Source organism: Bythopirellula polymerisocia (genome assembly GCF_007860015.1).
In the GTDB taxonomy this organism is placed as follows: Bacteria; Planctomycetota; Planctomycetia; order Pirellulales; family Lacipirellulaceae; genus Bythopirellula; species Bythopirellula polymerisocia.
This window is the reverse complement of the sequence record NZ_SJPS01000004.1, coordinates 255,574-279,252: the sequence shown is the minus strand read 5'-3', so window position 1 is coordinate 279,252 and position 23,679 is coordinate 255,574. Positions and strand designations below refer to the sequence as shown.

The following is a 23,679-nucleotide window of genomic DNA, read 5'->3' as shown; positions in this document are numbered from 1 at the left end:
AGCGTTCATCAGTGTTCTATCTCTTGCATATACTATTCGTGTTTAATCTATTTGTTTCGGGTCGGGATTACTTTTGGGCTACCAAGCTAGAGGTTCTTTCCAAGCGGTTTTCAAATCCGTCAGTTTTGCTGAAATTACAGGTGCTGATCCTGAGGCTTCTGAAATGCGCAATTCTTTCTCAGACATGGTGTGACCTAGGCACGCAAGAGGCACGCCTGCCAACAAGTTCTCGAATTCGCTCGCCTTCTTGCTTTGTACTTCGCACAAGAATCGCGTGTTCGATTCGCTGAACAGTTTTTCCAACGAGGTAAGGTCAATACTCCCCTTCGGGACTTTGGCTAGTTCCAATTCGGCACCGATTCCACCGGCAAAGCACATTTCTGCGGCGGCGACTGCCAGGCCTCCCTCGCTCAAGTCGTGGCACGAAGCAACCAGTCCCTGGACAATTGCTTGGTGCAGGGCGGCAAATGTTTGTTTGGCAATAGCTGGATCAACGGTCGGAACCTGTCCTCCCTCGAGTTCGTGAATCAAAGCGAAATGCGAGCCGCCGAGTTCGTTCTTCGTTTCGCCCACCAGGTAGAGCAAGCTGTCGGAGTGCTTGAGGTCCATCGTCACGGCCGACGCGACATCGGCAATTTGCCCGAGGGCACTAATGAGCAGCGTTGGAGGAATCGCGATCGTTTGCTTTTTACCATCGGATCCGACAAAACTAAATTCGTTGTTCAGGCTGTCCTTACCACTGATAAAGGGAGTCTCGAATTCTAGCGATAAGTCATGACAGGCCAGCGCCGCCCGAACCAATGAACCGAGGGTTTCGCTCTTTTCGCAATCACCCCAACAGAAATTGTCGAGCAGCGCGATGCGTGCCGGATCGGCGCCCACCGCAACGCAGTTGCGGATCGCCTCGTCGATCGCGCTGGCAGCCATGTGGTAAGTGTCTAGGTCGCCGTAGCGAGGATTCATGCCGCAGGAAATCACCAGACCCCGCCGGGAACTGAGCACAGGGCGAACTACGGCAGCATCGCTGGGACCATCGAGGTTAACTCCCACCAGAGGTTTCACAACACTTCCCCCCTGCACTTCGTGGTCGTACTGTCGAATGATCCACTCTTTGCTGGCAACGTTGTAGGAACCTAGAATCCTGCAAAGGTCCGCCGTCAGTTCGCTGCCGCTGGTGGGGATTTCCAGTGGGATGATTTCAGCAGGAGTAAAACTGGCTGAGCGAATCACGGGAGGCCGCCCGTTGTGCAAAAGGTCCATTGCCAGATCGCCCACTATCTCGTCGTCATACTTCAGCACCAGCCGACCCGTGGGAGCAAACTTACCGATCACCGTGGCCTCGACTCCCTCAGCGGCACAGAGAGCATGCAGCTCCTCCCAGTTGGGCTCGGGGACGCTCAGCACCATTCGTTCTTGGGCCTCGGAAATCCAAATCTCGGTGTAGGTCAGACCGGCATACTTCACCGGAGCAAGTTCAAGCCACACCTCGGCACCGATCTCCTCTCCCATTTCTCCGACTGCGCTGCTGAACCCTCCTGCCCCACAGTCAGTGATGGCGGTGTACAGGCCACGATCCCGGATGGCCAACAACACGTCGAGTACTTTTTTCTCCTCGACGGCATTGCCGATCTGTACGGCCCCGCCTGAGAGAGATTCACTCTCTTGAGTTAGTTCTGCGCTGGAAAAGGTTGCACCATGGATGCCATCACGACCCGTGCGACCTCCGACGCTGACAATCAAGTCGTTGGGTTGAGGCTGCTTGAAAGATTTATCGACGGGGATGATTCCCACATTGCCACAGTAAACCAGCGGATTCCCCAGATACCGGGAATCGAAAAAGACAGCCCCGTTCACTGTGGGAATTCCCATGCGATTGCCGTAGTCCCGGACTCCACTCACCACTCCACGCATGACCCGCTTAGGGTTGAGCACACCACTGGGCAGGTCATCCACCAAGGTATCGGGAGGAGCAAAGCAAAATACATCGGTGTTGCAGACTGGCTTGGCACCCATCCCCGTGCCGATGGTATCCCGAATCACACCGCCAATTCCGGTGTTTGCACCGCCGTAAGGTTCCAAGGCCGACGGATGATTGTGAGTCTCGACCTTGAATGCCACATTGAACTCGTCGTTGAACCGCACGATGCCAGCATTGTCGCGGAACACACTGACGCACCAGTCCTTATTTCCCCAGCGGGAACGCAGCTCTGTCGTGGCGGCGAAGATGGTTTCCTTGAGCATGTTTTCGAATTGCCGTGCACCCCGTTCGTCGCGGTAGGCGATTCGGCCAGCCAGCGTCTTGTGACTGCAATGTTCGCTCCAGGTTTGGGCCAGCGTTTCCAGTTCTATGTCGGTTGGTTCGCGGCCCAGCTCGGCAAAGTGCCGTTGGATGGTCTGCATTTCGGCCAGTTGCAGGTACAGTTGCCCCTCACGGCTGAGCCGCATCAGACCTTCGTCGTCGAGACCGCCGAGGGGAACAGTGAGTAGTTTGAACTGATATTCGCAACCTTGCTGGAGCTCATCGAACCCGAGAGGGCCTTGGACGGTTTGCTCGATAGCGTCGTTCGCCAGGATTCGTTCTGAAATTGCAGCGACTTGCTCCTCACTGGCACCATCGATCCAGTATTTTCGCAAAGTGCGCACGGCCGAGACCGAGTAGCCGAAGTCTCTAATAGCCGTCTCGGCACTCTGAGCCACGGGGTCCATGACTCCCGGTTTGAGCAGCACTTGCAGCAGCGTGGGGCAGTTGCCTTTGGTTTGGCTTGAGGCATGATCAACCAATCGAGAATCCCCTACGGGGGCAACTACCGAGCTCTCTACAGTATTGTCGGCAAACAATTCCTCCGCGAGACGGTTGGCCTGATCAGCGTTGAGCGAATCGCTTTCCAGCAGGAATCCGCGGGCCGACCGAACCGAGAGATTCGGGCATATCCCCGTTTCATTCGCTAGCAGTGCGATGCGTTGAGCCTCCTGGTCAGGTAACCCATCGAGGGGATGTATGTCAAATTCCCAAAGCATCTCGAACCTGTTTCGCTTTTTCTAAGGTCTCTTGGATCCGTTGCCAGTCCGAACTTGCCAATTCTCCACGTAGTTTAACAAGTTGTTCCATTAGATTGTCCAACTCATTAATTACTGCCGGGGCATTCTGCGAGAAAATCTGCGTCCACAATTCGGGGTCTCCAGCAGCGACGCGGGTCGTGTCGGCCCAGCCGGTGGCAGCCAGTGGCAAGAACTTATGCGGAGTGCAGGCAGCCAAGGCCGAGGCGACCAGATGCGGCAAGTGGCTGGTTGCTCCCACCGCTTGATCATGCTCTTCGGGGCCCATTTCTACGACCTTAGCACCCAGTGATCGCCAGAATTCAGCCGCTCGCTGGGTCAAATTGTCCGGGGTCTGTTCGGAAGGCGTCACCACCACGGTTCGATCTACAAACAGATCGGCGCGGGCATTTTCCGGACCCGTGCGGTGGTCGCCCGCCAGAGGATGGCTTCCCACAAAGTGGGGGTTTGATCCAGAGAGTTGTTTCTCGATTTGACGGCAAATCAAACCCTTGGTGCTACCAACGTCGGTGATCAAGTCTGCTCTACAAGATTCAGCAACACGACAAACGTGGTCAACAACGGATGCTACGGGAGAGGCAACTACCACTATTTCAGCATCTGCAACCGCTGCCGTGATGTCTGTCGAGGCCTCGTCGATGGCACCGACAGCCAGTGCCTTGTTGAGAGATTGCTGGCGGCGTCCGCAACCCACGACTCGATTTGCCAGTTTTCGCTCGCGGAGTGCCAAGCCAATCGACCCCCCGATCAGTCCGACCCCGACAATAGTTACATTTATAGCCACAGGCATGCGAAGGTGGGTTGAATGGCTGGTTTAGCCCGGTTGGGTGAGACTCATCGAAGGCTCACCCGAGCAGCACCAGGCGGCAATGGATCGAAGGAGGCATTCTAGCAAACTATGGGAGCTTTGCAGGGGGGCACATCCTGCATTTCCCAGTTGATCCGAGACCTCTGGTTTACCGCGCCATCGCTGCAATGTGAGTTTAACCAGAGACCGAACGACGTGTTTATGACAGATTGGCTGCTTCGCCGTCGTCGTTAGACTCGGCACAACGTGACCAGTTTCCGCTTCCGGAATTGCCCTATCAAGGAAGACTAAAAAAAGCAAAAAATCCAAGTTTCGTTGAGAGTAGCCTCTCACGAGTCCCCTTTGTCGCGGTAAAATACCGTACGGTTGATCACAGAGTCAGGACTGCTTGCTAGCAGGGAAAGTTTGTCAGAAAATGCTTAGTGCGAATGGATTTGCGCAAACAGGCCGTTCACGTTTCTTGGGGACATTTGCCATGTTGCGCGTTGGAATTTTGAATTTGCTGGTGTTGGGGAGTTTCGTTCTCGGTCAGGCTTCTGCCCAAGAGTGGGCTGAAAAAATGTTCAACACACTTGAACATGATTTCGGAACAGTCGCACGTGGTGCAGAGACTGTTTACAAGTTCGAGATTACCAATCTTTATAAGCAACCGATGAAGATATTGGGGGTTCGCTCAAGTTGTGGCTGCACATCTCCATCGATCGAGAATAAGGTCATCAATACATACGAAAAGGCCTACCTCGTTGCGAAGTTCAATACACACACATTTGTCGGCCGACATGGTGCGACACTCACCGTTTCCTTTGGGGCTCCCTATTCGGCCGAGGTTCAGGTGCGCGTACATGGCAACATCCGCGGCGACGTGGTCTTCTCCCCTGGCGCAGTGGAGTTCGGCAAAGTCGACGAAGGAGAAATCAAAGAGCAACGGATTAGCGTGAGTTACGCAGGCCGCGACGATTGGAAAATAGTCGACGTCACCAACGACAATGACCACTTTGAAGTAGAATTGGATGGTGGTACTCGCACCGCGGGAAAGGTCACTTACGGCCTTGTAGTGCGCATGAAGGACTCGGTTTCCTCAGGGTTCGTCAAAGATCAATTGACCGTGGTAACCAACGACGCGCGGGCCGAGAGCCAACGTATTCCATTGTTCGTCAGCGGACATGTCGTTCCCGAGATTTCGGTAACTCCTGAAACTTTGGTCTTAGGCACCGTCAAGGCTGGAGAACCTGTCACCAAAAAGGTCGTCGTGCGTGGCAAGAAGCCGTTTAAGATTCTCGATGTTAATTGTGGCGACAACTGCTTCACCTTCCAAACCGACGACGAGTCGAAGGAACTTCACCTTGTCGAGATTACCTATCGCCCTGGTGATCAACCTGGTCCAGTAAAGGTGCCAGTAACTATCACAACCGATCGCCCCAACCGTGGTGCAGCCTTGACCGTCTCCGCCGAAGTTGTTGCTGATCCCGCTGCCGCTGAATCACAGGCCGAGGCCAATAATCAATCCAAGGTCTCGAAGGATACTCTTCAGGTTGCAGATACAACGGGCATCTGAGGCTGCCTTAAGATTCGCTTTTGAGCTTACCGCCGCGGAGGTCGGCAGGGACCAGTGCTAGCGCTTCGTCGCCGAGTACGTACGATCTGCCGATAAGTTCAGCATCATGGTTGACCACGTCAGGGAAGTGAATTCCGGGCAAAACTTCGACCGCGAAAATTTCTTGCACTGCGTCCTCGAATCGGCAAAATGCGACTGTTTGCCCGGTCTCGATGTTGAGAACCCAGATTCCGCAGGTGCGTTCTTCTAAACGCTCCACCAAAGGGATGCCGCTAAAAACAGCCGACTCGCGGACTTGCGACAGCCCGACGAAAGCCAGTGGCCCCAAGAACGATATACCACGTGTGAAGCCAGGTAGCTCGGCAATCACTTCGTACTTTCCCGTCGCCAAATCAACGGTACCAATCGTGCCGTTGCCCGATTCAAGGAGCCAGAGTTTGTCGCGATACCAACGGGGGGAATGGGGCATCGAGAGGCCCCGCACGATAACCTCGTTTGAGTCAACATCTATCAAGACTCCACCGTCGCGTTTATTCTCACGCCACCCACCGGGGGTATCCGTTTCCCCCAGCGCGGTCACATACCGAATTCTGCCATCCCGCGTGGCAAGACCGTTGAGATGACAATAGTCGCCGGGCACCAGTTCGGTGATAAACTTCGGTCGCCAATGTGGCTCAAAGCTATTGATTTCGCTACGGGTGGCGAGGCAACTGAACGCAGTGTTCACAAACCAAAGCTCGTCGTCGACCCAGGCCATTTCATGGATTTGCACGTCGCCGGTGGTATGACTGCGACGAGGCAAGAAGCAGGCATCGTGGTGGAAACCGGTCTCTTTATTTTCTTCGTGGTCATCAAGCCGCTGGCAAACAGCGGGCACATTGTGAAACTCCCAGATGTCGATGCTGCAGCCGATCGCCAGCTTGCCTCCCCGGACGGCCAAGCCCATCGGTTTGAGAAAGTTGCGAAAGTGCGTATTGAGGATCCCTTTGTCGTTGCGCAGCAACACGAGTTTGCCAGCCTGATAGGTTGTGACCAAAAGCGAGAAGTTCCCCTCAGCAAATATCTGGGGGAGGTTCGAGGTGTGAACACTTCGTAGCGGTGGGGGGCTATCAGCCGCGGAGTCAGAATCTACGGCGCCGTTGATGGGAGGCTCATTCGTAGGAGATAATTCGCTCATAGCGACATTATAACGAGCAATTTGATGTACTGCGAACCTCGCACTTTAGGCCGCGCCTTCGTGGGGATCGTCGGTCGCATCGAAGCGGTGGGAGATGCGTTCGCGGAGGGCTGCGAGTCGCGTTTCGGCTGACGACTCGACCGGCGAGTGCGGACCGGCGAGGCTCATTTCCATTCCTTCGCCGAAGTAATGCTTGCGGGCCTCTTGATTTTTCAACACCTCGTTGGGAGTCCCGTGACAGAGGACTTGCCCCGCGCGGATAACGTAGCTGCGGTCAGTGATTTGCAGAGTCTCGCGGACCTGATGGTCGGTAATGAGTATCGAGATGCCGCGTGATCGCAAGTCGCGGATGATCTCCTGGATGCTGGCAATGGTTACCGGGTCGATGCCTGTAAAAGGTTCGTCGAGCAGGATGATCTGGGGATCGGAAACCAAGGAGCGGGCGATTTCCAAGCGTCTTCGTTCACCACCGGAGAGTTGGTGGGCCTTACTGCGGCGAAGCTTCGTGATGCCAAATTGTTCGAGCAACTCGTCACATCGCTGTCGGCGTGTCTTGCGATCGATGCCGAGCATTTCCATCACGCCAAGCAGATTATTCTGGACCGAGAGCTTGCGGAAAACGCTGGATTCTTGTGACAGGTATCCCATCCCCCCGTCACGGGCGCGACGATACATGGGCCAATCGGTCACGTCCTGGCCACCAAGCAAAACTTGGCCTGAATCGGGTTCGACCATCCCGCAAGTCATGCGGAATGAGGTCGTCTTGCCGGCACCATTGGGTCCCAGCAAACCGACGATTTCGCCCCGCTCGACGGCGAAATCAACGCCATCGACCACCCGCCGACGGCCATAGCTTTTTACTAATCCACTTGCTCGCAGTAGTGACACGTTCGTCCTCCATGACTAGCAGTTAGCTATTAGCAGTTAGTAGTTAGCCAGAATGGCAAATGCCTAAATGCTAATTGCTAACAACCTACTCACCTAACAATTCTCATATCCCAAAAGTTGGGGAAGCCGGGAAGCTTTTTTAAACCGGGGATACTTCCCCAGGAATGCGGCCAAAATACGCTCACGGCATCGCCGGTCATTAATCGCGCGTCCAAATAGGCTCCACCCGGTACGGCATTGGGGTCGTTTCCACGTTTCCAAAGGCGGCAGTCGAGGCTCTCCGGGCTGTTGTCTCCCATGACAAAGTACTGGCCCTCGTCCACTGGAAAATTCCGCTTATGGCGAGTGAGAAACCGGGGCCAGGTGCTGGGGTCGGAAAATAATTGCCTCTCGTAACTCAATGGAGGAATACGAGTACCATCTGAAAGTTCGGCTGCATCGTCGGGGTGATCGTAGTCGAGATGATAACCTAGCCCGCTCCACTTGGCCCGCATCGGCTCATCATTGGCCCTGGCAGAGATATAATAAATGTCGCGCAGCACTTCCAAGTGCGTAGTGGTAAGCGAAGCGCCACGTGCGCCAATCCCAACAGGCGCGAGGTCTCCGGGGTCGTCCTCAGAGGTTTGCGGTATTGCGTTTTCGCGTCCGCCAAATACCTGGTCGGCATTATAGGTCGCCGATTCATTGGATTCTCCGAACGGAATCAACTCGTCATTCACCCAGAGCATGAGCTGATCATCGACGTTAGCAAATTGAATTCGAAATTCACCTGCCTCAGAGAGAGGGGTCTCGGCAGTCGGAGCGAACTCTGGCATGCCATCGATGCTTAGCGTGGCTTTGCCAGTCCTGAGGTCTATCTGGCAGGTAAAGTGTTTTCCGGCCTCGACGAGATCCAAGAGCAATTCTCCCCGTGCCTCGTGGATTTCCACATCCATCAAGACTCCTAGATCCATAACCCATTCCATCCCCAGCAAGTGGGGTTCAATCTGCAAGGGGCCACGATTCATGAGCTGCGCCCGGAGGATACGGGCATTGTACGGATTAAAATCGGTAATGAGTTGCGGCCGAATACCCGCGAGCCACTGCTCCTTCGTCGTCCCGACATACTCTCCCCGGTCGGCGAAGCGTCGAGCTATTGTCCAATCATTATCGTCTGGTAGCAGATGTTGATAGCGGAGCCACGACACGGGAGCATCTGCGGGGGCATCGGTGGAAACGAACTTGTGTCGCTGCACTAAGTTCGAATCGTCCGATTCAACTTCGGTCTGCCAACCTCCGGTTGCATCACTCCACCGCAAGGGCCAACCGGCATTGTGCAAGATCTGCGGATCGTAGTCGGTATCGTGCACCGGCTGGAGCATCGCCTTTACTTTATGAGGCGGTTTACGTTCGATCTTATATTCGGCACCTTCTTCTTGTGGTCGAACGAAAATATCTCCTTGATAAACTTGTAGTTCCTCTCCAGGCAGCCCGACCAATCGTTTGATATAGTTCATCTCGCCATTGCCGGGAAACTTGAACACGACGACTTCCCATCGCTCGGGATCGCGGAAGCCAAAGCTGTATTTGTTCACCAGGATGCGATCGCCCGGATAGCTGGGCTCATCGACTACGTTTTCGGTATCCACTGACGCCGGCAGACCACGAGGGAGATCATCGGTGCGGTAAAGCATCGTCTGTCGACACATGGGGCACATACCAGCGATTACTTCGGCCCCGGCAATCTCTCGTTCCAATTGCATTCGTTCCTGGTGAGTCACAGTAGGATTTCTGAGGCGAGCCAGGCGGGCATCGCGATCTTCCCCTTCGGTGCTAGCCGTTGTGCGAAACCGGTAGCCACACTCACTGCACTTCACGTCTTTGTGCTGGCCCAACAGCGAAGGTGACATCGATCCCGTAGGAATGACGAACGCTTCGGCCTGAAATGTGCGGAACAAGAACGCCAGCACAAAGGCGATTACGATGGACTCAATCGTCTCGCGCATCGCCACCGTGCTGCTACTAGAGGGAGCGACTTCCTCGCGCGTTGAACGAGTAGGCTGTGGACTTCGATATTTGGGGGAGTTTTTCTTGGCCATGAAATCGCGAGGGAGGTGTCTATTCGGAGAATTTCAGTGCGGTCGATAGATTCTATTCGTCGGAGCGAGCGGAATATAGTCGAATTTCTCGATGGCGGTAAACTTGAAACACCACAAAGAGACGGATGCTAGCGGACATTTAGTGGTCGTCCAACCAAAAATCGCAGCGGCAGAGGGCCCCAATGGCGGCTATCGATGGAAACGGGGACATTGTCGCCCAGCACAAATATTTCGTTCTCGCCAAGGAGAATTGGAATCATTGGCTCGTCGAGACTCGCCGCTTCCTCGCGCGACGCATAAAAGGCATCTCGGAAGAGTCGCAGGTCTCTCAATCTCGTCGTGAGCCCCCTTGCCCCTATTTTAAAAACGGGACAGGAGTCTTTTCTATTGACTCCCGACCCCTTCTGTTCGGAATCCTCTATATCGCGAGCCCATTCTACGTTGCCTTCGATGGCAAAAAGCAATCGCTGGTCGATGACTCCGATTTCGATTTGGACTTCACCGACTTGGAGTGCCTTCGAGGATGCGGGTGATAACTCGACGATGCTCAAAAGGATTCCTCCCGAGCGCAATTCGAATCTGCCCTCAGCAGGATTCAGGCGAATCTCCCGTTCTTGCTCGCCGTCATAATGGCAAATGGCGAGTTCGCCGGTGCCGGTAACTTGCAGCTTAATCGAAAGAGAAAGATCGTAGACAGCAAACAACCGGCGGGTCAGTCCGGCGTTGTAGGACGAGTCATCGGTGATTAGCTGTTCTTGTGGATGCACATAGCTGAGCAAATTCCAATCTTCGTGAGATGCACAGTTCCAAATTCCGTTGCGCCAGGTCCAGCCATCTCCTTGCCAGCGCTGCGCCGATGTTGCTTCCCGATGGATCAAGTGGCGTAAGCTCAGCTGCTCTTCGAAAGTTTTCTTTGCCAGATGACCGTCGATCCAGACTTCCCCATCGCGCAGTTGAATCTTTTCGCCGGGGAGACCGACCACCCTCTTTACGACCAAGCCCCCTTCGTCCGCGGGTGAAACGAACACGACCGGCTCCCAACGCCGGGGTAAGCGAAATAATAACGTCATGCGGTCGATCACTAACCGGTCGCCGCGTCGCACCGGCAACTCAGCAAAAGGGTTTGCCTTGAATCCGCATTGAGGGCATTCGGCATGTTCCGTTTCGACGGCAAACTCAGCACCCACATCGAACATATGTCGGCACCGCTCACATTTGAGCGATAAATGAGGACCCAGCATAGTCGGGGCCATCGAACTCCCCGCCACCGTGACCGGCTCGATAAGCCCCATCACCAACCAGGTACGCAGCACGATCGCCAGAACAAACGTGCCAATGACTAATTGTAAGGCCGTGACAATACTTGAAGAGTGAGCTTTCAAATCAGCAAGATCCTTTCCAGGGATTGCCCCAGTGCGGCACATGACGGCAACCAAAATCCCTTGTTTAGCAATGGATGCACACGGATGAAACACTAATGAATTGACATGTTTGTTTCTTATCTGACGTTTCTTCCGTGCTACTAACAATTCAAATCTTCGCAGTTGTCGCAAATTTTTTTCAACAAGAATTAAAGAGGGCGGAAATTAGACGCGGACAAACGCGGATTCAGCAGATTATCACTGATTAGTACCAAGCCAATCAGTCTGATCCGCGCAATTCCTCATAATCTGCGTTTATCCGCGTTCTATTTCTTCCCTATACATCTGCCCCGTCACCGATCCTCGTGTTCCCTTTTTGGTTGCGGCCTTTGACCGCGCTGGGAAAATCAGTGGCCAACGTCCTAGCGCATTAATTTGAGCGCTCTTCAAAAACTTGGAACGTTAATAGTATGGATAGATGCAGTGTTTGAATTTGAGTCCGAGACAATCAGCTGTTCTCCGCGTTCCATTCAATGCACATGCTGGCTCGCCCAGCCAATATCATCGTAAACGGCGGTGGTCGTTGGAACAATCATTCTTGGTGGAATAATCGCACGACCGTGGATTGCACATTCGCCACAAACGGTATGCAGGTTACGATTAGCTGGGAAAATGAGGCAAAATCTCACCACGATGTTTGCCAAACGCCACTCTGCGGTGAATGCTTGTCTGGAGAAATATTTGCCTGCCTACCCACGAACAAACGTTCGCGGTTGGCGCGCACCATTGCCCTTCGGCAAACCACGTGAACGGAGCGTCCCCACACGCGGGACAAAGCAGGAGATGAAAAAGACTTTACTATTGATAGCGGCAGCCGCGCTGATCCTCAATGCCTCCGGCTGCGGCAGTTGTCGCAACATGTTTGGTTCCCGTAGCAGTGCTTGCGCAACTCCAATGATGGGGCACGTACAACGGAGTGCACCCGTCTGTTGCCAGCAACCGATGTGCTGCCCACAGCCTTGCGATCCATGCTGTTCAGAAGGTTCAGCGGTGAACTACGGCTTCGACGGCAGCTCATCGATGATGATGGGAGTTCCGATGGGAACCTCGATGGGAACTAGCGATTGCAATTGCGGACAGTAGTTTCCGCCTCACTTCGCAAACAGAGAGCACTAGGGAAACCCAGCGCAGGAATGGGAGGAACGAGTCACAAGTCCTCTCATTCCTGTATTTCCTACTGCGTTTGGCGGAAGCTTCTTCCGTAGCGCGCCACCCTCACATCCGAGATTTTGGCAGAGCAATACCTCTTGCGCTACCCTACTTTCTTGGCGATTTTCTGCCAAACCACCCCGAGGAACGGCTAGCCGACGGACCGTGGGGCGGCTATACTTTGGGGCTCTGGTTTTCAGGCGTTGACTGAAATGTATGAGCCCGTAGCTCAGTTGGTAGAGCAACGGACTTTTAATCCGTGGGTCGTGGGTTCGAGCCCCGCCGGGCTCATATTTATTTAAGGGGTTTTTTGAGTTTCGGGGAGTCTCAGCAGCGGCTAGTTTACCTTAATGTTTACCTCACTGCATAGACTTTGATTTCGTCGGCCATACTGCAATACCTCCAAGAATCCTTAAAAGCCCCAAATCGGGGTATTAATCGAGTTAGGTTCCAGGAACGCGTTAGGGGGTATCCTCGGTGAGTGATTGTCTCTTCATTTAGCCTATTCGGCCCCAAAGTAGTCATTGTGTATCCCCATTTCGTGTTCTATGTCGGCAACGTAGCCCGCAAAAAACTGCTCGGGTTCGTTGTTCCCTGGCGACATGCCGATAACGGAAATCGCGTTACCGTCGAATAGTATTTCTGTATGCGGGTCGCAGTCGTAACGCTCGGCCAAATAGGCCCGCATCTCTTTCGATAGTGGCATGGGTGTCCCCCTTTCGAGATAAGCACTAGGCCCGCTAATGTTGTCCATGGCATTTCGCTCCCGGGGTGAGAGAGCCAAGATGCATAGACGCAAGTACCCTGCAAGCCCTTGGCTGCTATCTGCCCCTATGTTGTGTTCAGAGGGTCAACGGTGGGCCCAAGTGGCTTGCTGGCGTTGGTGGGTACTACCGCTTCCGGGGTTTGGCACGCCGCCGCTGGATATAGCTAGCTCTGCAACCTGCCTCGTGGCTTCACGCCGAATCTCGATATGAAGACTAGCCTTGAAGCAAATCTATGGCCCAGATTCGGCGGATAAATGGAATGAACTTTACCCCCAGCTGTGTCGAATCCACAAGTATTGCCCTTGTATTCTGGCTCGTGAAAACAGAGGCTTGTGGTGGAAAAAGACAAGTTCAATCGATTCATGATAAAGGTGAGTTTGCCATGCCAACCCGAGAATTCGTTCCTTACCTGAGCGTCACCGACGCCAATGAAGCGGTTGAGTTTTACTCACGTGTTTTCGAGGCAGAGCCCTCGCTGCTGTTGAAAATGTCCGATGGTAAAGTCATGCATTGCGAATTTTGTTTTGATGGAGCGAGATTCTTCTTGAGCGAAGAGCTACCCGAACACGGTGGTACGCCGAGCCCCGCGTCATTAGGTGCAACAACGGTGGCCATTCATCTCTACGTGGATGATTGCGACGCAATGGTGGCCCAAATGAAGAAACATGGTGCGGAGGTTGTCATGGAGCCAACAGATGTATTTTGGGGTGAACGATTCGCACGAGTGCGAGATCCTTTCGGACACGAATGGGGTGTAACTATGCGTTTACACGACATGACCCAGGCGGAAATCATGGCCGCAGCTGAGAAGCTCTTCGAGAGTGCGGCTGACTAGTAGAGGCACTTCCACTTCACCGTTCGACGCTAGTTCCTAATTGCACTCGGCGTTTCATGCTGGTGAGGTTCAGGATGAATGTCTCAGGGCTTACGCCCTATTAGCTGGAAAGCCTTCGAGGCATTTCCATTCATCGTGGGTGCCAAAAACTCTTCATAGTGAATTGTCTCGAAGTCGGAAAACAGCGATTCAATGCGAGCTTCCGTGTGGTGCCGCATGACTCCACCATCCTCCAAACGAAAGACGCCTCGAACGCCGAACTCTTGCTCACCACGGTCGTATCGGTCGATGTTTCTCGCATCGTCGTTGAGGTAAAGGTCACTCACGTACGCGATTCCACCTGCCCGTAGGACTCTCCAGCACTCTTGCACGAGCTGTTCTTGGTCGTTATCGCCCGGCACGCTCGTCAGGACGGCAAAGAGGATAATGGCGTCAACACTTCCTGCAGGTTCGCCGGTGCGGGTTCCTTCCGCCTGCCTAAAGTCCAGATGTGGATTCTCTCGCGTCGCACGGGCAATCATGCTCGAAGACGAGTCGATGCCAAGTGTGTTGCGGTAGCCCATACTCCGCAGCTGTTCGAGAATCCTCCCGTATCCACAACCGACGTCCAGCACTCGGAAGGTAGGCTCCATCAGCGAGGCGAACACCTCATGGTTGAGCGGATGACTAAAGTTCTTTTGGTCTGCGACTTTGTCCCAATACTCTGCTGTCATGTCGACGAATTTACCTTTCCAGCTAGGACGCGACAACTGCGTTGATATCTATGAAAGAGTCTTGAAAAGAAGAAGTGGATCCCTATCGAATTGGGATGCTGTTTATCACTTCCCTCTACTACAGGAGAACCACGAAGATGTTATACCTTGGAATCGACCAACATGCACGGCAACTGACGATTTCTTTCCGCAACGAAGAAGGGGATGTCCTGCAGGCTCGGCAGGTCTCCACGAAACCGGAGAAAGTCAACGCTTTCTTTGCGCACCTCACGGTGAACGTGAGCGGTACCTTGCGAAGGAATGTGTTGGGAGCAATCGCCATTGAAAAGAACGATCGCAACTTCCCGCAGCGGCAACGATGACCAAGCCCAATCAAATTCAGTAAATTTCCACAAGACCATCAACGAATTAACAACACAGGCGAGTACGCAAACCACTACTTGTACGCAGCAACCTGGAAGGAAACCACTTTTTTCTTTTCTAACTTGACAGACTCTTACAGGAAGGTTTTATCGACCGCCGCTAGATAGGGATCGGGGCATACCCTATCCCATGGCGGCCGTTTACGCTCTGATCCATGGGAAGCTATCCAAATTGTTAAATATCAAAACGGCCAAACCGCCTGGCCCCCATCGGGCCGTTTCGACCGACTTATCCTCTCTTGAAATCTGCCCGTGAGCCGATCCCCGTCGTAAAATCAACCCCGCCGGTGGCTCTTGTCCGAAACGACCGACGGGGGAGCCAACGAGACTGACTGAGCGAGAAAACGTTCAAATCCCGGCAAAATCCCCTATCCACAACCTTAGTATTTCCAATCCGTAGGTTAGAGGTTTCAATTCTTTGAGCTGTGCTGGTTTTCTAGGGGGTTTCTGGAATCCAGTTAGGAATGTTTGCCCATAAGTTTACCTAGGGCCGCCCATAGCTCCGTTGCCGTGGCCTCAGCGTTCTGTTTGGCGTAGCAGGTCATAGTGGTTTCAATACTGGCATGTCGCATTATCTCTCGTAGCTGGGGGGGGCATGACCTAACGGCTCCAGCGGTAGCCAAACGAGCGCCGCAGGTCGTGAGCCGACGCGAACTTGCCCCGCTCGCGGTCAAAAATAACGCCAGCCAGCTTGCCGATCCATTTCTTGGTTTCGAGGTCTTCTTCCATTTTCTGTCGGTCGTCGTTTTTGTGGGCTTAGTGTAGAATAGCGGTAAGGCTTGCTGGAACACGCCAACACTACAGAACAGAGAAGACGGAAACCTATTATGCGGCACCCTTGCGCCATGCTCCTGTTATTTGCTGCCAGTTATTCGCAGGCGGCTCTCTGCCTAGCTGTGGATTACCAGTTTTATGGTCGCACGGGCAACGGAATACAGATCGATTTCAAGTCTCGACTGGGAGTTCCTAGTGGTGCTACTTTTTCTGGCTTATCTTTGAGCGGATTTGGTAGCCATACCGCACTAACAAGTTCCAATCTCAACCAAGGGAATTTTCTTGTCGATGGGCAGCTATGGGTTTTCGCTGATCCGGCACGCAATACTCCTTCATTGGGTGATGTCGATCCTACTTCACGTGGTTTTCAAGGGACTCTGGAAGGGACTGTACTGGTGAATGGCCAGCAGAAATCTTTTGCGGTAACCGTTCAACCGGGTTACACGGGAGCCGGATCGGGTTCGGTAGGACAGAGCTTGGAAGCTATTAATAAACCGGCAAACAACAAACTGTTTGTAGCTCAACAGCAGCAGCGTCTACGATATCTAGGATTTGTTCGGCAGGGGGGCACGCCGATTTCTGTAGATGGTGATTTTGGCCCGAATACCGATGCCGCGCTGCGAACATTTCAGGCGGCTTTCGTGGCAGGCATTAACACAACTCAGAGTAATGTCGATGGAATCGTGGGTCCTAATACAGCCGGTTGGCTCAATGCCGCGAACGCTCCGACTTGGGAGGAGCTGATTGATCCCGACCCGCAAGTTCCTGGCTCTTTTAGCGTCAACACTATGATTGGCGACTTCGATATTTTGCCAAGCCGCGATCCGGGCACCAACCTGAGAACGGGACTTACGCCGCAGGTAGAGCGCTTCGGCACTAGCTGGGCTCAAGATCTGTGGATTCAAGGTTCTGCCGACGCCAAGGCGGCGACCGGGACCACTCAACTCATGAATGCGATGTCGGCGGTGGATGGCTATGGATCGGCTGTGTCACATAGCACACACCGAGTTGGCATGGATATTGACATGCACGTCGACGCCTCGACTTGGAATTTCGGCAATGGTGTCACGAGTGCCGCCGAGCAAAAGGCGATCGAAATTGCCGTTAACTACATTGACGCCGGTGCGAGCGGAGGACTGGATATGGGTAAAGTCATTAGAATCATTAGTTCAAACCAAGACATTCTCGCAGGACTCAACTCTATGCGGCCTGCGACTGCGACTTATTTTGATTCCAGTGGTGGTCATCAAAACCACTTACACCTTGATGTCGGCTCACCCACTCGCCTAGCAGGACTAGTAGATATGCCAGGAGACTTTAATTTCGATGATCAAGTCGATGGAAAAGATTTCCTGGTTTGGCAACGAGGTGATACCATCAATCCATTGAGTGGGTCGGACTTGGCCTTATGGCAGAGCATCTACAACGCAAGCGTCACCGCTGCAGTTACAACGGTCCCTGAGCCGGCGACTTTACTCCTTCTCATCTTGGCGGGTAGTTGTTGGATCTTGCGACGCTCGGCCCTCTAGAGATTCAAAGCTTGAAGCTTCGCTCGAAATGCCAAACGCGTTAATCAATGGAGTTGAGCTGTACTACGAAACCCATGGTAATGGTTTGCCTCTGGTTCTCGTGGCGGGTCTGGGCAGTGACTCGCAAAGCTGGCAGCCAATCCTCGATGCATTATCCAAGCAATATCTTGTAATTACGTTTGATAATAGAGGAGTAGGTCGAACTGGGCCTCAAGACGTTGAGTTGAGCGTTCCCCTGATTGCCGATGATTGTGTTGCACTGATCCGGCATCTGGGATTCTCTTCCGTTTACTTGCTTGGTCACTCCATGGGTGGGCTCGTAGCCTTGGAACTCGCGACGCGTTTTCCTGACATTGCCCAAAAGCTGATCTTGGCCGCAACCTCGGTACCCGTATCCAGTCGGAACAAGACTTTATTTCGCCGCTGGGCTTCATGGTTGGAATCAGGCATGGAGCTTGAACCCTGGTTCCGTAGCATCTTTTTCTGGCTTTTTTCAGCGCGGTTTTTTGAGAACACCGTGGCCGTTGCGGACACCGTACGATTTGCGGTCGAATACCCGTACCCCCAGAGTGCGATTGCATTTAGAAATCAAGTTGAGGCGATAGCGAATTACTCCTGCAGTGGACTAGCCAAAGTCTGTCCAAGAACGCTGGTATTGGGCGGGCAAGACGACCTTCTGTTTCCACTTGCAAACTGTGCTCGAATGGCGCAGGAAATCCCAAGGGCGACCTTCAAGGTGATTGACAACGCCGCCCATTCCCTTCATTGGGAGGAGCCGCAAGCCTTCGCTAAGTCCGTGCTCGAATTTTTGGCTGACAGCTAACTACTTCTCCAAAGCAAAGGAGATGCAAGTATTCCGCGCACCCTGAGGCAACCAGCCGATTTCCCATTTTACCGTCAATTTGGTGGCACCCCTAACCGAGATAAGGTGCTATAATCCGCGCTAAAATCACTTTTTGCAAAGGAGATTGACAATGGCTTGTGTTCATTTGCAACAACTCTACCAACTATGTCAGGATCAGCAATTGAGACTGGGAGGCTCGGATTTGATTCGAGTGGTCTGCCATCAATGTGGCGATCAAGAGGTGTGTCCCTCTGCGTTAGTGGAAGAACGCGATTCCACAGAATCGTGGCAGGCAAGCGATAGCAAATCGGGGAAATCGAACGAATCCGCAGCAACGAATTAATTGATGACAAAAAAGGCTTCGGGGTGCTAAGATGGGTTTATGAAAAACCATATTTTGCTTGCTTGGGTTCGTTGGTCTGCATCACTTTTCGCATCAAGCGTCCTGGTGCTTATCTTGGTCGGTTGCGAAGAGGCGACTGAATCGCCGTCACAGGCACTGATTGATTCGGAGGAGGAGATAGTTTCTGCCAACGAGGGTCGAGCCGCGGAGAAGGAGCCCCCAGCAGAAGCGAAACCGCAGAAGATATCCACTCAGACAAGTGGATCTAAAGAAGTCGTAGTTGATATTACAGCCTTCGGGGATGCCGCGATGGACGGTAATATCGATTTCGTTCGGCAGGCCATCAAGGATGGTGTCGACGTCAACGCGGTTGACGATCAGCAGCGTTCCGCACTGATGCTGGCGGCATTCAATGGTCACACTTCCATTATAAAGCTCTTGTTGGACCAAGGTGCTTTGCTAGATCATCAAGATGCCTTAGGTAGAACAGCACTCATGTTTGCTGCGACCGGTGACAACCTGGCGACAGTCAAGCTGCTACTTGACTCAGGGGCTGACGTGAATGCTGTCGACAAAGGGGAAGGGTTCACTTCGCTCATGCATGCGGCAGCTGAGGGGCAACTGGAAGTTGTAAGACTACTACTTGAGCACAAAGCAAACCCGGCTATTCGCGATGTGGATGGTGATTCCGCACTCGACTTTGCTAAGCGAAATGGTCACTCCCAGGTTGTGGAACTCTTGGCGAAGTAGAACCGTCACTGCGCCAAGCAGTCTGTGTTGCGACAGGGCCATAGGCTGAATCAAAATGGGCTAGTCACCGGGTTTGGTGACCAGCCCATTTCTTTTCTGATGATTTGAATCAGCAAGTCCGTCGCTATGCAGCTTGCGAGCGAGGCTTGATGCCGAAGGCGAACATGATCCAGGCCCAGCCGTTGAAGATCATTTCAATTCCGATGAACAGGCCAATCACCCACAGGGCAGAGCTCGGCCATTGTCGGTTGATCAGCAGTCCAAGCAGGAACGTGACACCACCATTTAGCAGCACCCAGCCCCAGCCATGAAATCTCTGAATCAGTGAGGTAAGGATATTAAGCAGTCCGACCACCATCAGAAAGATAGCCAGGATTTTTGTCAAAAGCAGCGTGTTTTCAACGGGGGAGTCAATGATCATGAATCCTACGAGCCCGTACAGCACCCCGACGAACAAATGCAAGAACATTCCGCTCCATTTGCCAGCTAAAAAGGAACTGAGAACCTGGGCAATACCGGCGGCCACCATCAAAAATCCCAAAAGGACTACCGAAGTGACTGATGCCATAAAAGGATGGATGATACAGACCGATCCGATCACAGCCAATACGATGCCGAGTGCCAAGAAAGCCCACCAATGTTCACGCAATTGTTTTATCTCTTGAACTGCTTCGGCAGCCACGGTCGCTGGCAAATTTGAATCTGTAGACATTTTTGTGTCCCTCAATGTGTGAGATTGGTTTGGATCGAGAATTTTCTGTAGTGTATTACCTCAATATAGGTTTAGTTCACACTAGCTGAGAAGCAAGCGTAAATCTGGATGTGTAAATTGAAAATTTAGCACCACTACTACAATCAGGGGAAGTGCACTTATCGCCTATTCGATTACGATACGGATTAGCCTGATTTCCGTAAAGCAGCGAGGCACTTTACGCTCGGGAGGTCCTGCGAATGCATACCTTGGGTAAAAGCTCGGCTATTTTATTCGGTCAAACTCGTATTTCAGTTGTTTCGTAAGTCAGAGAGCTTTCAGCAAACTTTGATGGTTCAGTTTTCCAACTTGCCAACAATGTTTCATGTCGCCTTGTCCTGTACTGTTCAAAGTTCTTCTTCGGTACTAAGCTGAGTGACACGTGCTACTCGCCGACACCCTTACCGCAGTTCGGACGTATGCTATTCCCACTGCCACTAGTGCCATTCGAGGAGTACATGCTGATCGACGATCGGCCGACGCATCCCATGAGCTTTTTTCTGAAGCTCACTCTATCAGGTAATTGCGATTCAGAATCACTTCGCGCAGCTCTGTCGATCGCGCTGCAGCGCCACCCACTATTGCTGGCTACCATCGAGAAAGGAAAGAAAGACTCGCTTTACTGGACGAATGTTGAGCGAAAAGATGTCGAACTCAAGTGGTTTCCCTTCAATGACCCTATTCGGGCCGAACCTATTGATCTCTTCTCTGAGTGTGGCATGCGACTTTCTGCGAGACGACTCGAGTCAAAGACGGAGTTGGAATTGCAATTTCACCACTCATGTTGCGATGCGATCGGAGCACTGCAGTTCATTGAAGACTTGCTTGTGGCCTATGCCGCTGCAGTTGAAAACGCTCCCGAGCCAACTTTGTTCCGATCAATTGACGAGTATGATTTGCGTGATCGCGGTCGGTTCGGTCTGTCACAGTGGAAACTGATAAAAATGCTTCCCACACTAACAGTTGGGCTGTTGGGAGCACTACAGTTTCTCATGCGACAACCTGTGTCGATTGAGCCGATAGAGATCGAAGCTGCCACCGCCGAACTGCCGCATAGCTTTCCGACCTCGCACGGACAACAGTTTTCTGATTCTGAAACGGCGGGACTCTTGGCCGCAGCGCGCGATGTGGGGGCGACCGTCAATGATCTACTCGTCAGAGATCTCTTCTTGGCATTGGGAGAGTTTCGTAAAGCTAGAAAGCTTGGCGATGGAAGCGAATGGTTGCGAATATCGATCCCGATGAATCTTCGCACTCAACACTTCAAGAGGTCGTCTGCGGCCAATGTTGTTAGTATGGTTTTTCTCGATCGGCGCCCTCAGAGTTTCGACGATGGCCTGTCTTTGCTAAATACGATTGGGCACGAAATGCAAGAAATAAAACGAAAGAGGCTCGGATTAATATTCCCGCTGATGTTACAGTTCATGCGCTCGTTGCCTGGCGCGGTTACGCGCCTGCAACAAATGTCAGAGAAACAAGTCTGCAACGCCACGACTGTACTTAGCAATCTCGGGAAGCCGCTAAGGGATGTGCCGTTGCCACGAAGTGACGAGAAAATTGTGGCCGGTGAAATGACTTTGGAACGGATTGAGTTTCTTCCGCCTGTTCGGCCTTACACTTCTGCCGCCCTGGGAGTATCCACTTACGCAGGCAGATTAGACATTTCAATTCACTACGATTCACGTGCGATAACAGCTGCCAATGCCCGCGAACTTTTGGAAGTCTATGTTGAACGACTCCGCAATACAGCAAAGCAGATTTTACAGTAGCTCCCCATCAAATCCACGGCTCTTAATAGATCTTAGTAGAGTCCATTCTGCCGCAAATGTTCGTGGAGGATGTGGACCAGCTCTGCAACTGTGACTGGGTCGCGATGCAGGAATTCGTGGTTAGCTTCGACTTCTTTCTCGCTTTGGACGCCAATCAGGCGAGCACTATGAACGGGGACCACGCCATCAGAGGGTTCGCCGGTCAAGGTGTAGTGACCGTATCCAACGATCGAGTGGAGGGCCACTGCTGACGAATAGGGCAGCGTCAGTGTTGCATCCAATAAGGGATTCTGAGGTTCCAGCAAATCGATGCTCGTGGGAAAGTGGTCTTCCATTTGACCAAAGAAGAGATCTGGATTGTCGCGTACAAGCTGGCTATGTCGTTGCACAGATTGGGCCGACGGTTCTACTAGGGCCGAACCGATCCGCCCAATGGGTCGCCGTGCCAAAGGAGATCCCTCGTGGGGGGTTCCGATAAATACGACTCGCTTGACCGCGTTCGAAGGCTGAAAGAAAAAATCTCTAGCTAGGTAGCGGCGAGTTTCTGGTGTCGTTACGACATCCGCTAGCGGACGACAAGCAACGGCTTGCCAAAGCCGATCACCGCTGTTAGTAACTTGCAGTTTTGCGACTAACCCCCCCAAGCTATGCGCAATCAGAACTGTTTGCGAAAGTGCAGGGTCGCTATGGGTGGGATCGTACGTCTGCCGAAGCTCTTTCATCTGCCGGCGCAGAATGGCTGCACTTGTCAGAAAAGGCTCTCCAGTCGCATAGCGAAAGCCCCACCATTGGAAGTGGGCGTTCAACTCTGGTCGGGCACGCAGTTCGTTCACCACACCGACCCACGTTACAGGATCGCTGAGCAAACCGTGGATAAATACGACTGGTATTTTCCCTGGCTGATAGGGCTCGATCATGAATAGACCATCTCGGTCCCCCGCCGACCCTGGCCACAGGAAACTATCGAGCCACTGTCGATCTTCTCCTTGGGTGGCGTACACAAACGGGGCCGTAATATCGTATGCCAAAGGCACTTGGCTGCCCGCTACCACTGTGGTGCTCACTCGCAGTGGGTCGTGAAACTCGAGTTGATAGCCCGACTGAGAGTCGTCGGGCCGCAAAACGACAGTCGCCGCGAAGGTGCGCTTGTTCTGTGTGAAGGGAAGCGAAGCTGCGCCGTCACGAACAGCAACTAGTGGTACTCCTAGTCCACCATCTCGAAACGCTTGGGACACATTGGGTGAGGCATAGTTCCCGGCGGGCTCAAGTCGCTGAAACTGTTCCGGCCCCCAAGTAAACCCTTGGTAGGTGGTCGGTAATAAGTTCTTGCCGCAAACCGTGGAGATTGCAACGCCGCGACAGGGATCCCAACGCCCGTACTGCTGAGCGGTCACGAGCAACTTGGCGACTGCTGAGCGATGGAGTTCGGCAGAGCGAACGGAAGTCTTACCAGTCTTAGCAAGTTCCCGTTCTAGGACGGGCCAAGAGGAGGTTGCTGCCTGATAGTAAAAGTCAACGCAGTTGGGACAACCGGCTGCTTCAGATTGCATCGCCGCAGCGTAGCTTTCTTCAGCTACTGCCAACGACCAGTTTCCAATGCCATCGGGATCAGGAGCAGCGTAGCACGGCGGTTGCCAAACTGTTTTATTCCGAAAAACGGAGCAGCAGCCGACGTTTGCCACCAGGCAGACGACGAACAAGCTGCACCAAATCAGAGTATTGCGAAACGTGCCTTTCACAAGAGCGACGTCTCCTCCATGAGAGCGAGTGCCTAGCGGAAAATGGACCGCAGGTATTGGTAATGTGAAAATATACCACGCTGCAGAGCGTCTGGAGAGTTTGAAGGTCGAAGCAAGTCGCGCAGACTTCGAGAAAGCTGCTCAAGCGTCGGCACAACGCGAGCAATCAGAAGAGTTTAACACGAGCTGAGTGGTGTAGGCTTCCAGCCGTTGATACATCGCGATGACAGCCAAGGTGGCTGTCATACGACTTGTACGGAAGGCAGTTTTCAGAGAATAATGGCCTGCACACTTTTCGCCAATTAGTCAC

The 23,679-nt window shown here is 53.0% G+C and carries 21 protein-coding genes and 1 tRNA gene; 11 read left to right on the top strand and 11 right to left on the bottom strand.

What is annotated here, in order from left to right; genetic code table 11:
- Positions 1-78: 78 nt before the first annotated feature.
- Both purL and Pla144_RS14010 read right to left on the bottom strand, forming a co-directional pair.
- On the bottom strand, positions 79-3,018 hold the full coding sequence (purL, locus tag Pla144_RS14015; protein ID WP_146451310.1) for a phosphoribosylformylglycinamidine synthase subunit PurL: 2,940 nt from the start codon (positions 3,016-3,018) through the stop codon (positions 79-81).
- Entirely contained in the window at positions 3,002-3,847 is an 846-nt protein-coding gene (locus tag Pla144_RS14010; RefSeq protein ID WP_146451309.1) for a prephenate dehydrogenase, read from the bottom strand. Before Pla144_RS14010 ends, purL begins: the two co-directional genes overlap by 17 nt.
- A 493-nt stretch (positions 3,848-4,340) precedes the next feature.
- On the opposite strand from Pla144_RS14010, the gene Pla144_RS14005 reads away from it, so the two are divergent.
- Complete coding sequence (locus Pla144_RS14005) at positions 4,341-5,420, top strand: DUF1573 domain-containing protein (protein ID WP_197530681.1); 1,080 nt, start codon at positions 4,341-4,343, stop codon at positions 5,418-5,420.
- Between the two features lie 7 nt (positions 5,421-5,427).
- Here Pla144_RS14005 and Pla144_RS14000 read toward each other — a convergent pair whose 3' ends face one another.
- From Pla144_RS14000 to Pla144_RS13985, 4 genes are all read right to left on the bottom strand, one after another.
- Positions 5,428-6,597 carry a TIGR03032 family protein gene (locus tag Pla144_RS14000; protein ID WP_146451307.1) on the bottom strand — a complete coding sequence of 390 codons (1,170 nt, stop codon included), beginning with the start codon at positions 6,595-6,597 and terminating at the stop codon, positions 5,428-5,430.
- 45 nt (positions 6,598-6,642) lie between these two features.
- Positions 6,643-7,485 carry an LPS export ABC transporter ATP-binding protein gene (lptB, locus tag Pla144_RS13995; RefSeq protein ID WP_146451306.1) on the bottom strand — a complete coding sequence of 281 codons (843 nt, stop codon included), beginning with the start codon at positions 7,483-7,485 and terminating at the stop codon, positions 6,643-6,645.
- 89 nt (positions 7,486-7,574) lie between these two features.
- Positions 7,575-9,563, bottom strand: a complete 1,989-nt coding sequence (gene lepB, locus Pla144_RS13990) for a signal peptidase I (protein ID WP_197530680.1) — start codon at positions 9,561-9,563, stop codon at positions 7,575-7,577.
- 128 nt (positions 9,564-9,691) lie between these two features.
- Positions 9,692-10,945, bottom strand: coding sequence for a S26 family signal peptidase (locus Pla144_RS13985; protein WP_197530679.1), 1,254 nt, complete (start codon positions 10,943-10,945; stop codon positions 9,692-9,694).
- A 651-nt stretch (positions 10,946-11,596) separates the two neighbouring features.
- On the opposite strand from Pla144_RS13985, the gene Pla144_RS13980 reads away from it, so the two are divergent.
- Positions 11,597-12,067, top strand: a complete 471-nt coding sequence (locus Pla144_RS13980; RefSeq protein ID WP_146451304.1) for a hypothetical protein — start codon at positions 11,597-11,599, stop codon at positions 12,065-12,067.
- Positions 12,068-12,351: 284 nt separating this feature from the next.
- Positions 12,352-12,424, top strand: a tRNA-Lys gene (locus tag Pla144_RS13975).
- 211 nt (positions 12,425-12,635) lie between these two features.
- Here Pla144_RS13975 and Pla144_RS13970 read toward each other — a convergent pair.
- On the bottom strand, positions 12,636-12,887 hold the full coding sequence (locus Pla144_RS13970; protein WP_146451303.1) for a hypothetical protein: 252 nt from the start codon (positions 12,885-12,887) through the stop codon (positions 12,636-12,638).
- A 272-nt stretch (positions 12,888-13,159) separates the two neighbouring features.
- Here Pla144_RS13970 and Pla144_RS13965 point away from each other — a divergent pair, with 272 nt between their 5' ends.
- Entirely contained in the window at positions 13,160-13,735 is a 576-nt protein-coding gene (locus Pla144_RS13965; protein WP_231936367.1) for a VOC family protein, read from the top strand.
- Between the two features lie 83 nt (positions 13,736-13,818).
- Here Pla144_RS13965 and Pla144_RS13960 read toward each other — a convergent pair whose 3' ends face one another.
- Complete coding sequence (locus tag Pla144_RS13960) at positions 13,819-14,448, bottom strand: class I SAM-dependent methyltransferase (protein WP_146451301.1); 630 nt, start codon at positions 14,446-14,448, stop codon at positions 13,819-13,821.
- A 137-nt stretch (positions 14,449-14,585) separates the two neighbouring features.
- Here Pla144_RS13960 and Pla144_RS13955 point away from each other — a divergent pair, with 137 nt between their 5' ends.
- Entirely contained in the window at positions 14,586-14,810 is a 225-nt protein-coding gene (locus tag Pla144_RS13955; RefSeq protein WP_146451300.1) for a hypothetical protein, read from the top strand.
- Positions 14,811-15,470: 660 nt separating this feature from the next.
- On the opposite strand, the gene Pla144_RS25310 is transcribed toward Pla144_RS13955, so the two are convergent.
- Positions 15,471-15,599, bottom strand: coding sequence for a hypothetical protein (locus tag Pla144_RS25310; protein WP_261342327.1), 129 nt, complete (start codon positions 15,597-15,599; stop codon positions 15,471-15,473).
- A gap of 98 nt (positions 15,600-15,697) precedes the next feature.
- Here Pla144_RS25310 and Pla144_RS13950 point away from each other — a divergent pair, with 98 nt between their 5' ends.
- The 4 genes from Pla144_RS13950 (at position 15,698) to Pla144_RS13935 (ending at position 19,110) form a co-directional block, all read left to right on the top strand.
- Positions 15,698-17,173, top strand: a complete 1,476-nt coding sequence (locus tag Pla144_RS13950; protein ID WP_146451687.1) for a peptidoglycan-binding protein — start codon at positions 15,698-15,700, stop codon at positions 17,171-17,173.
- 28 nt (positions 17,174-17,201) lie between these two features.
- Positions 17,202-17,996 (top strand): alpha/beta fold hydrolase, encoded by a 795-nt coding sequence (locus Pla144_RS13945; protein ID WP_146451299.1) that lies wholly within the window; start codon positions 17,202-17,204, stop codon positions 17,994-17,996.
- Positions 17,997-18,147: 151 nt separating this feature from the next.
- Positions 18,148-18,360, top strand: a complete 213-nt coding sequence (locus tag Pla144_RS13940; RefSeq protein ID WP_146451298.1) for a hypothetical protein — start codon at positions 18,148-18,150, stop codon at positions 18,358-18,360.
- Positions 18,361-18,399: 39 nt separating this feature from the next.
- A complete protein-coding gene (locus Pla144_RS13935; protein WP_146451297.1) occupies positions 18,400-19,110 on the top strand; it encodes an ankyrin repeat domain-containing protein in 711 nt (236 codons plus the stop codon).
- 124 nt (positions 19,111-19,234) lie between these two features.
- Here the strand turns inward: Pla144_RS13935 and Pla144_RS13930 are convergent, their stop codons facing one another.
- Positions 19,235-19,822 (bottom strand): HdeD family acid-resistance protein, encoded by a 588-nt coding sequence (locus tag Pla144_RS13930; protein WP_146451296.1) that lies wholly within the window; start codon positions 19,820-19,822, stop codon positions 19,235-19,237.
- A 458-nt stretch (positions 19,823-20,280) separates the two neighbouring features.
- Here Pla144_RS13930 and Pla144_RS13925 point away from each other — a divergent pair, with 458 nt between their 5' ends.
- Positions 20,281-21,630, top strand: coding sequence for a WS/DGAT domain-containing protein (locus tag Pla144_RS13925; RefSeq protein ID WP_146451295.1), 1,350 nt, complete (start codon positions 20,281-20,283; stop codon positions 21,628-21,630).
- A 32-nt stretch (positions 21,631-21,662) separates the two neighbouring features.
- Here Pla144_RS13925 and Pla144_RS13920 read toward each other — a convergent pair whose 3' ends face one another.
- Positions 21,663-23,369: an esterase/lipase family protein gene (locus Pla144_RS13920; RefSeq protein ID WP_146451294.1), complete on the bottom strand. Its 1,707-nt coding sequence runs from the start codon at positions 23,367-23,369 to the stop codon at positions 21,663-21,665.
- 28 nt (positions 23,370-23,397) lie between these two features.
- Here Pla144_RS13920 and Pla144_RS24625 point away from each other — a divergent pair, with 28 nt between their 5' ends.
- Positions 23,398-23,559, top strand: coding sequence for a hypothetical protein (locus Pla144_RS24625; RefSeq protein ID WP_197530678.1), 162 nt, complete (start codon positions 23,398-23,400; stop codon positions 23,557-23,559).
- The last annotated feature ends 120 nt before the right edge of the window (positions 23,560-23,679 follow it).

Bases quoted from the DNA above. Each gene is read 5' to 3' on its own strand.
- Pla144_RS25310 (WP_261342327.1), bottom strand. From the start codon at position 15,599: ATGGAAGAAGACCTCGAAACCAAGAAATGGATCGGCAAGCTGGCTGGC.
- Pla144_RS13935 (WP_146451297.1), top strand. From the start codon at position 18,400: ATGAAAAACCATATTTTGCTTGCTTGGGTTCGTTGGTCTGCATCACTT.
- Pla144_RS13940 (WP_146451298.1), top strand. From the start codon at position 18,148: ATGGCTTGTGTTCATTTGCAACAACTCTACCAACTATGTCAGGATCAG.
- Pla144_RS13930 (WP_146451296.1), bottom strand. From the start codon at position 19,822: ATGTCTACAGATTCAAATTTGCCAGCGACCGTGGCTGCCGAAGCAGTT.
- Pla144_RS13960 (WP_146451301.1), bottom strand. From the start codon at position 14,448: ATGACAGCAGAGTATTGGGACAAAGTCGCAGACCAAAAGAACTTTAGT.
- purL (WP_146451310.1), bottom strand. From the start codon at position 3,018: ATGCTTTGGGAATTTGACATACATCCCCTCGATGGGTTACCTGACCAG.
- Pla144_RS13925 (WP_146451295.1), top strand. From the start codon at position 20,281: ATGCTATTCCCACTGCCACTAGTGCCATTCGAGGAGTACATGCTGATC.
- Pla144_RS13955 (WP_146451300.1), top strand. From the start codon at position 14,586: ATGTTATACCTTGGAATCGACCAACATGCACGGCAACTGACGATTTCT.
- Pla144_RS13980 (WP_146451304.1), top strand. From the start codon at position 11,597: ATGAGGCAAAATCTCACCACGATGTTTGCCAAACGCCACTCTGCGGTG.
- lepB (WP_197530680.1), bottom strand. From the start codon at position 9,563: ATGGCCAAGAAAAACTCCCCCAAATATCGAAGTCCACAGCCTACTCGT.
- Pla144_RS14000 (WP_146451307.1), bottom strand. From the start codon at position 6,597: ATGAGCGAATTATCTCCTACGAATGAGCCTCCCATCAACGGCGCCGTA.
- Pla144_RS13950 (WP_146451687.1), top strand. From the start codon at position 15,698: ATGCGGCACCCTTGCGCCATGCTCCTGTTATTTGCTGCCAGTTATTCG.
- Pla144_RS13970 (WP_146451303.1), bottom strand. From the start codon at position 12,887: ATGGACAACATTAGCGGGCCTAGTGCTTATCTCGAAAGGGGGACACCC.
- Pla144_RS13965 (WP_231936367.1), top strand. From the start codon at position 13,160: ATGAACTTTACCCCCAGCTGTGTCGAATCCACAAGTATTGCCCTTGTA.
- Pla144_RS14005 (WP_197530681.1), top strand. From the start codon at position 4,341: ATGTTGCGCGTTGGAATTTTGAATTTGCTGGTGTTGGGGAGTTTCGTT.
- Pla144_RS14010 (WP_146451309.1), bottom strand. From the start codon at position 3,847: ATGCCTGTGGCTATAAATGTAACTATTGTCGGGGTCGGACTGATCGGG.
- Pla144_RS13945 (WP_146451299.1), top strand. From the start codon at position 17,202: ATGCCAAACGCGTTAATCAATGGAGTTGAGCTGTACTACGAAACCCAT.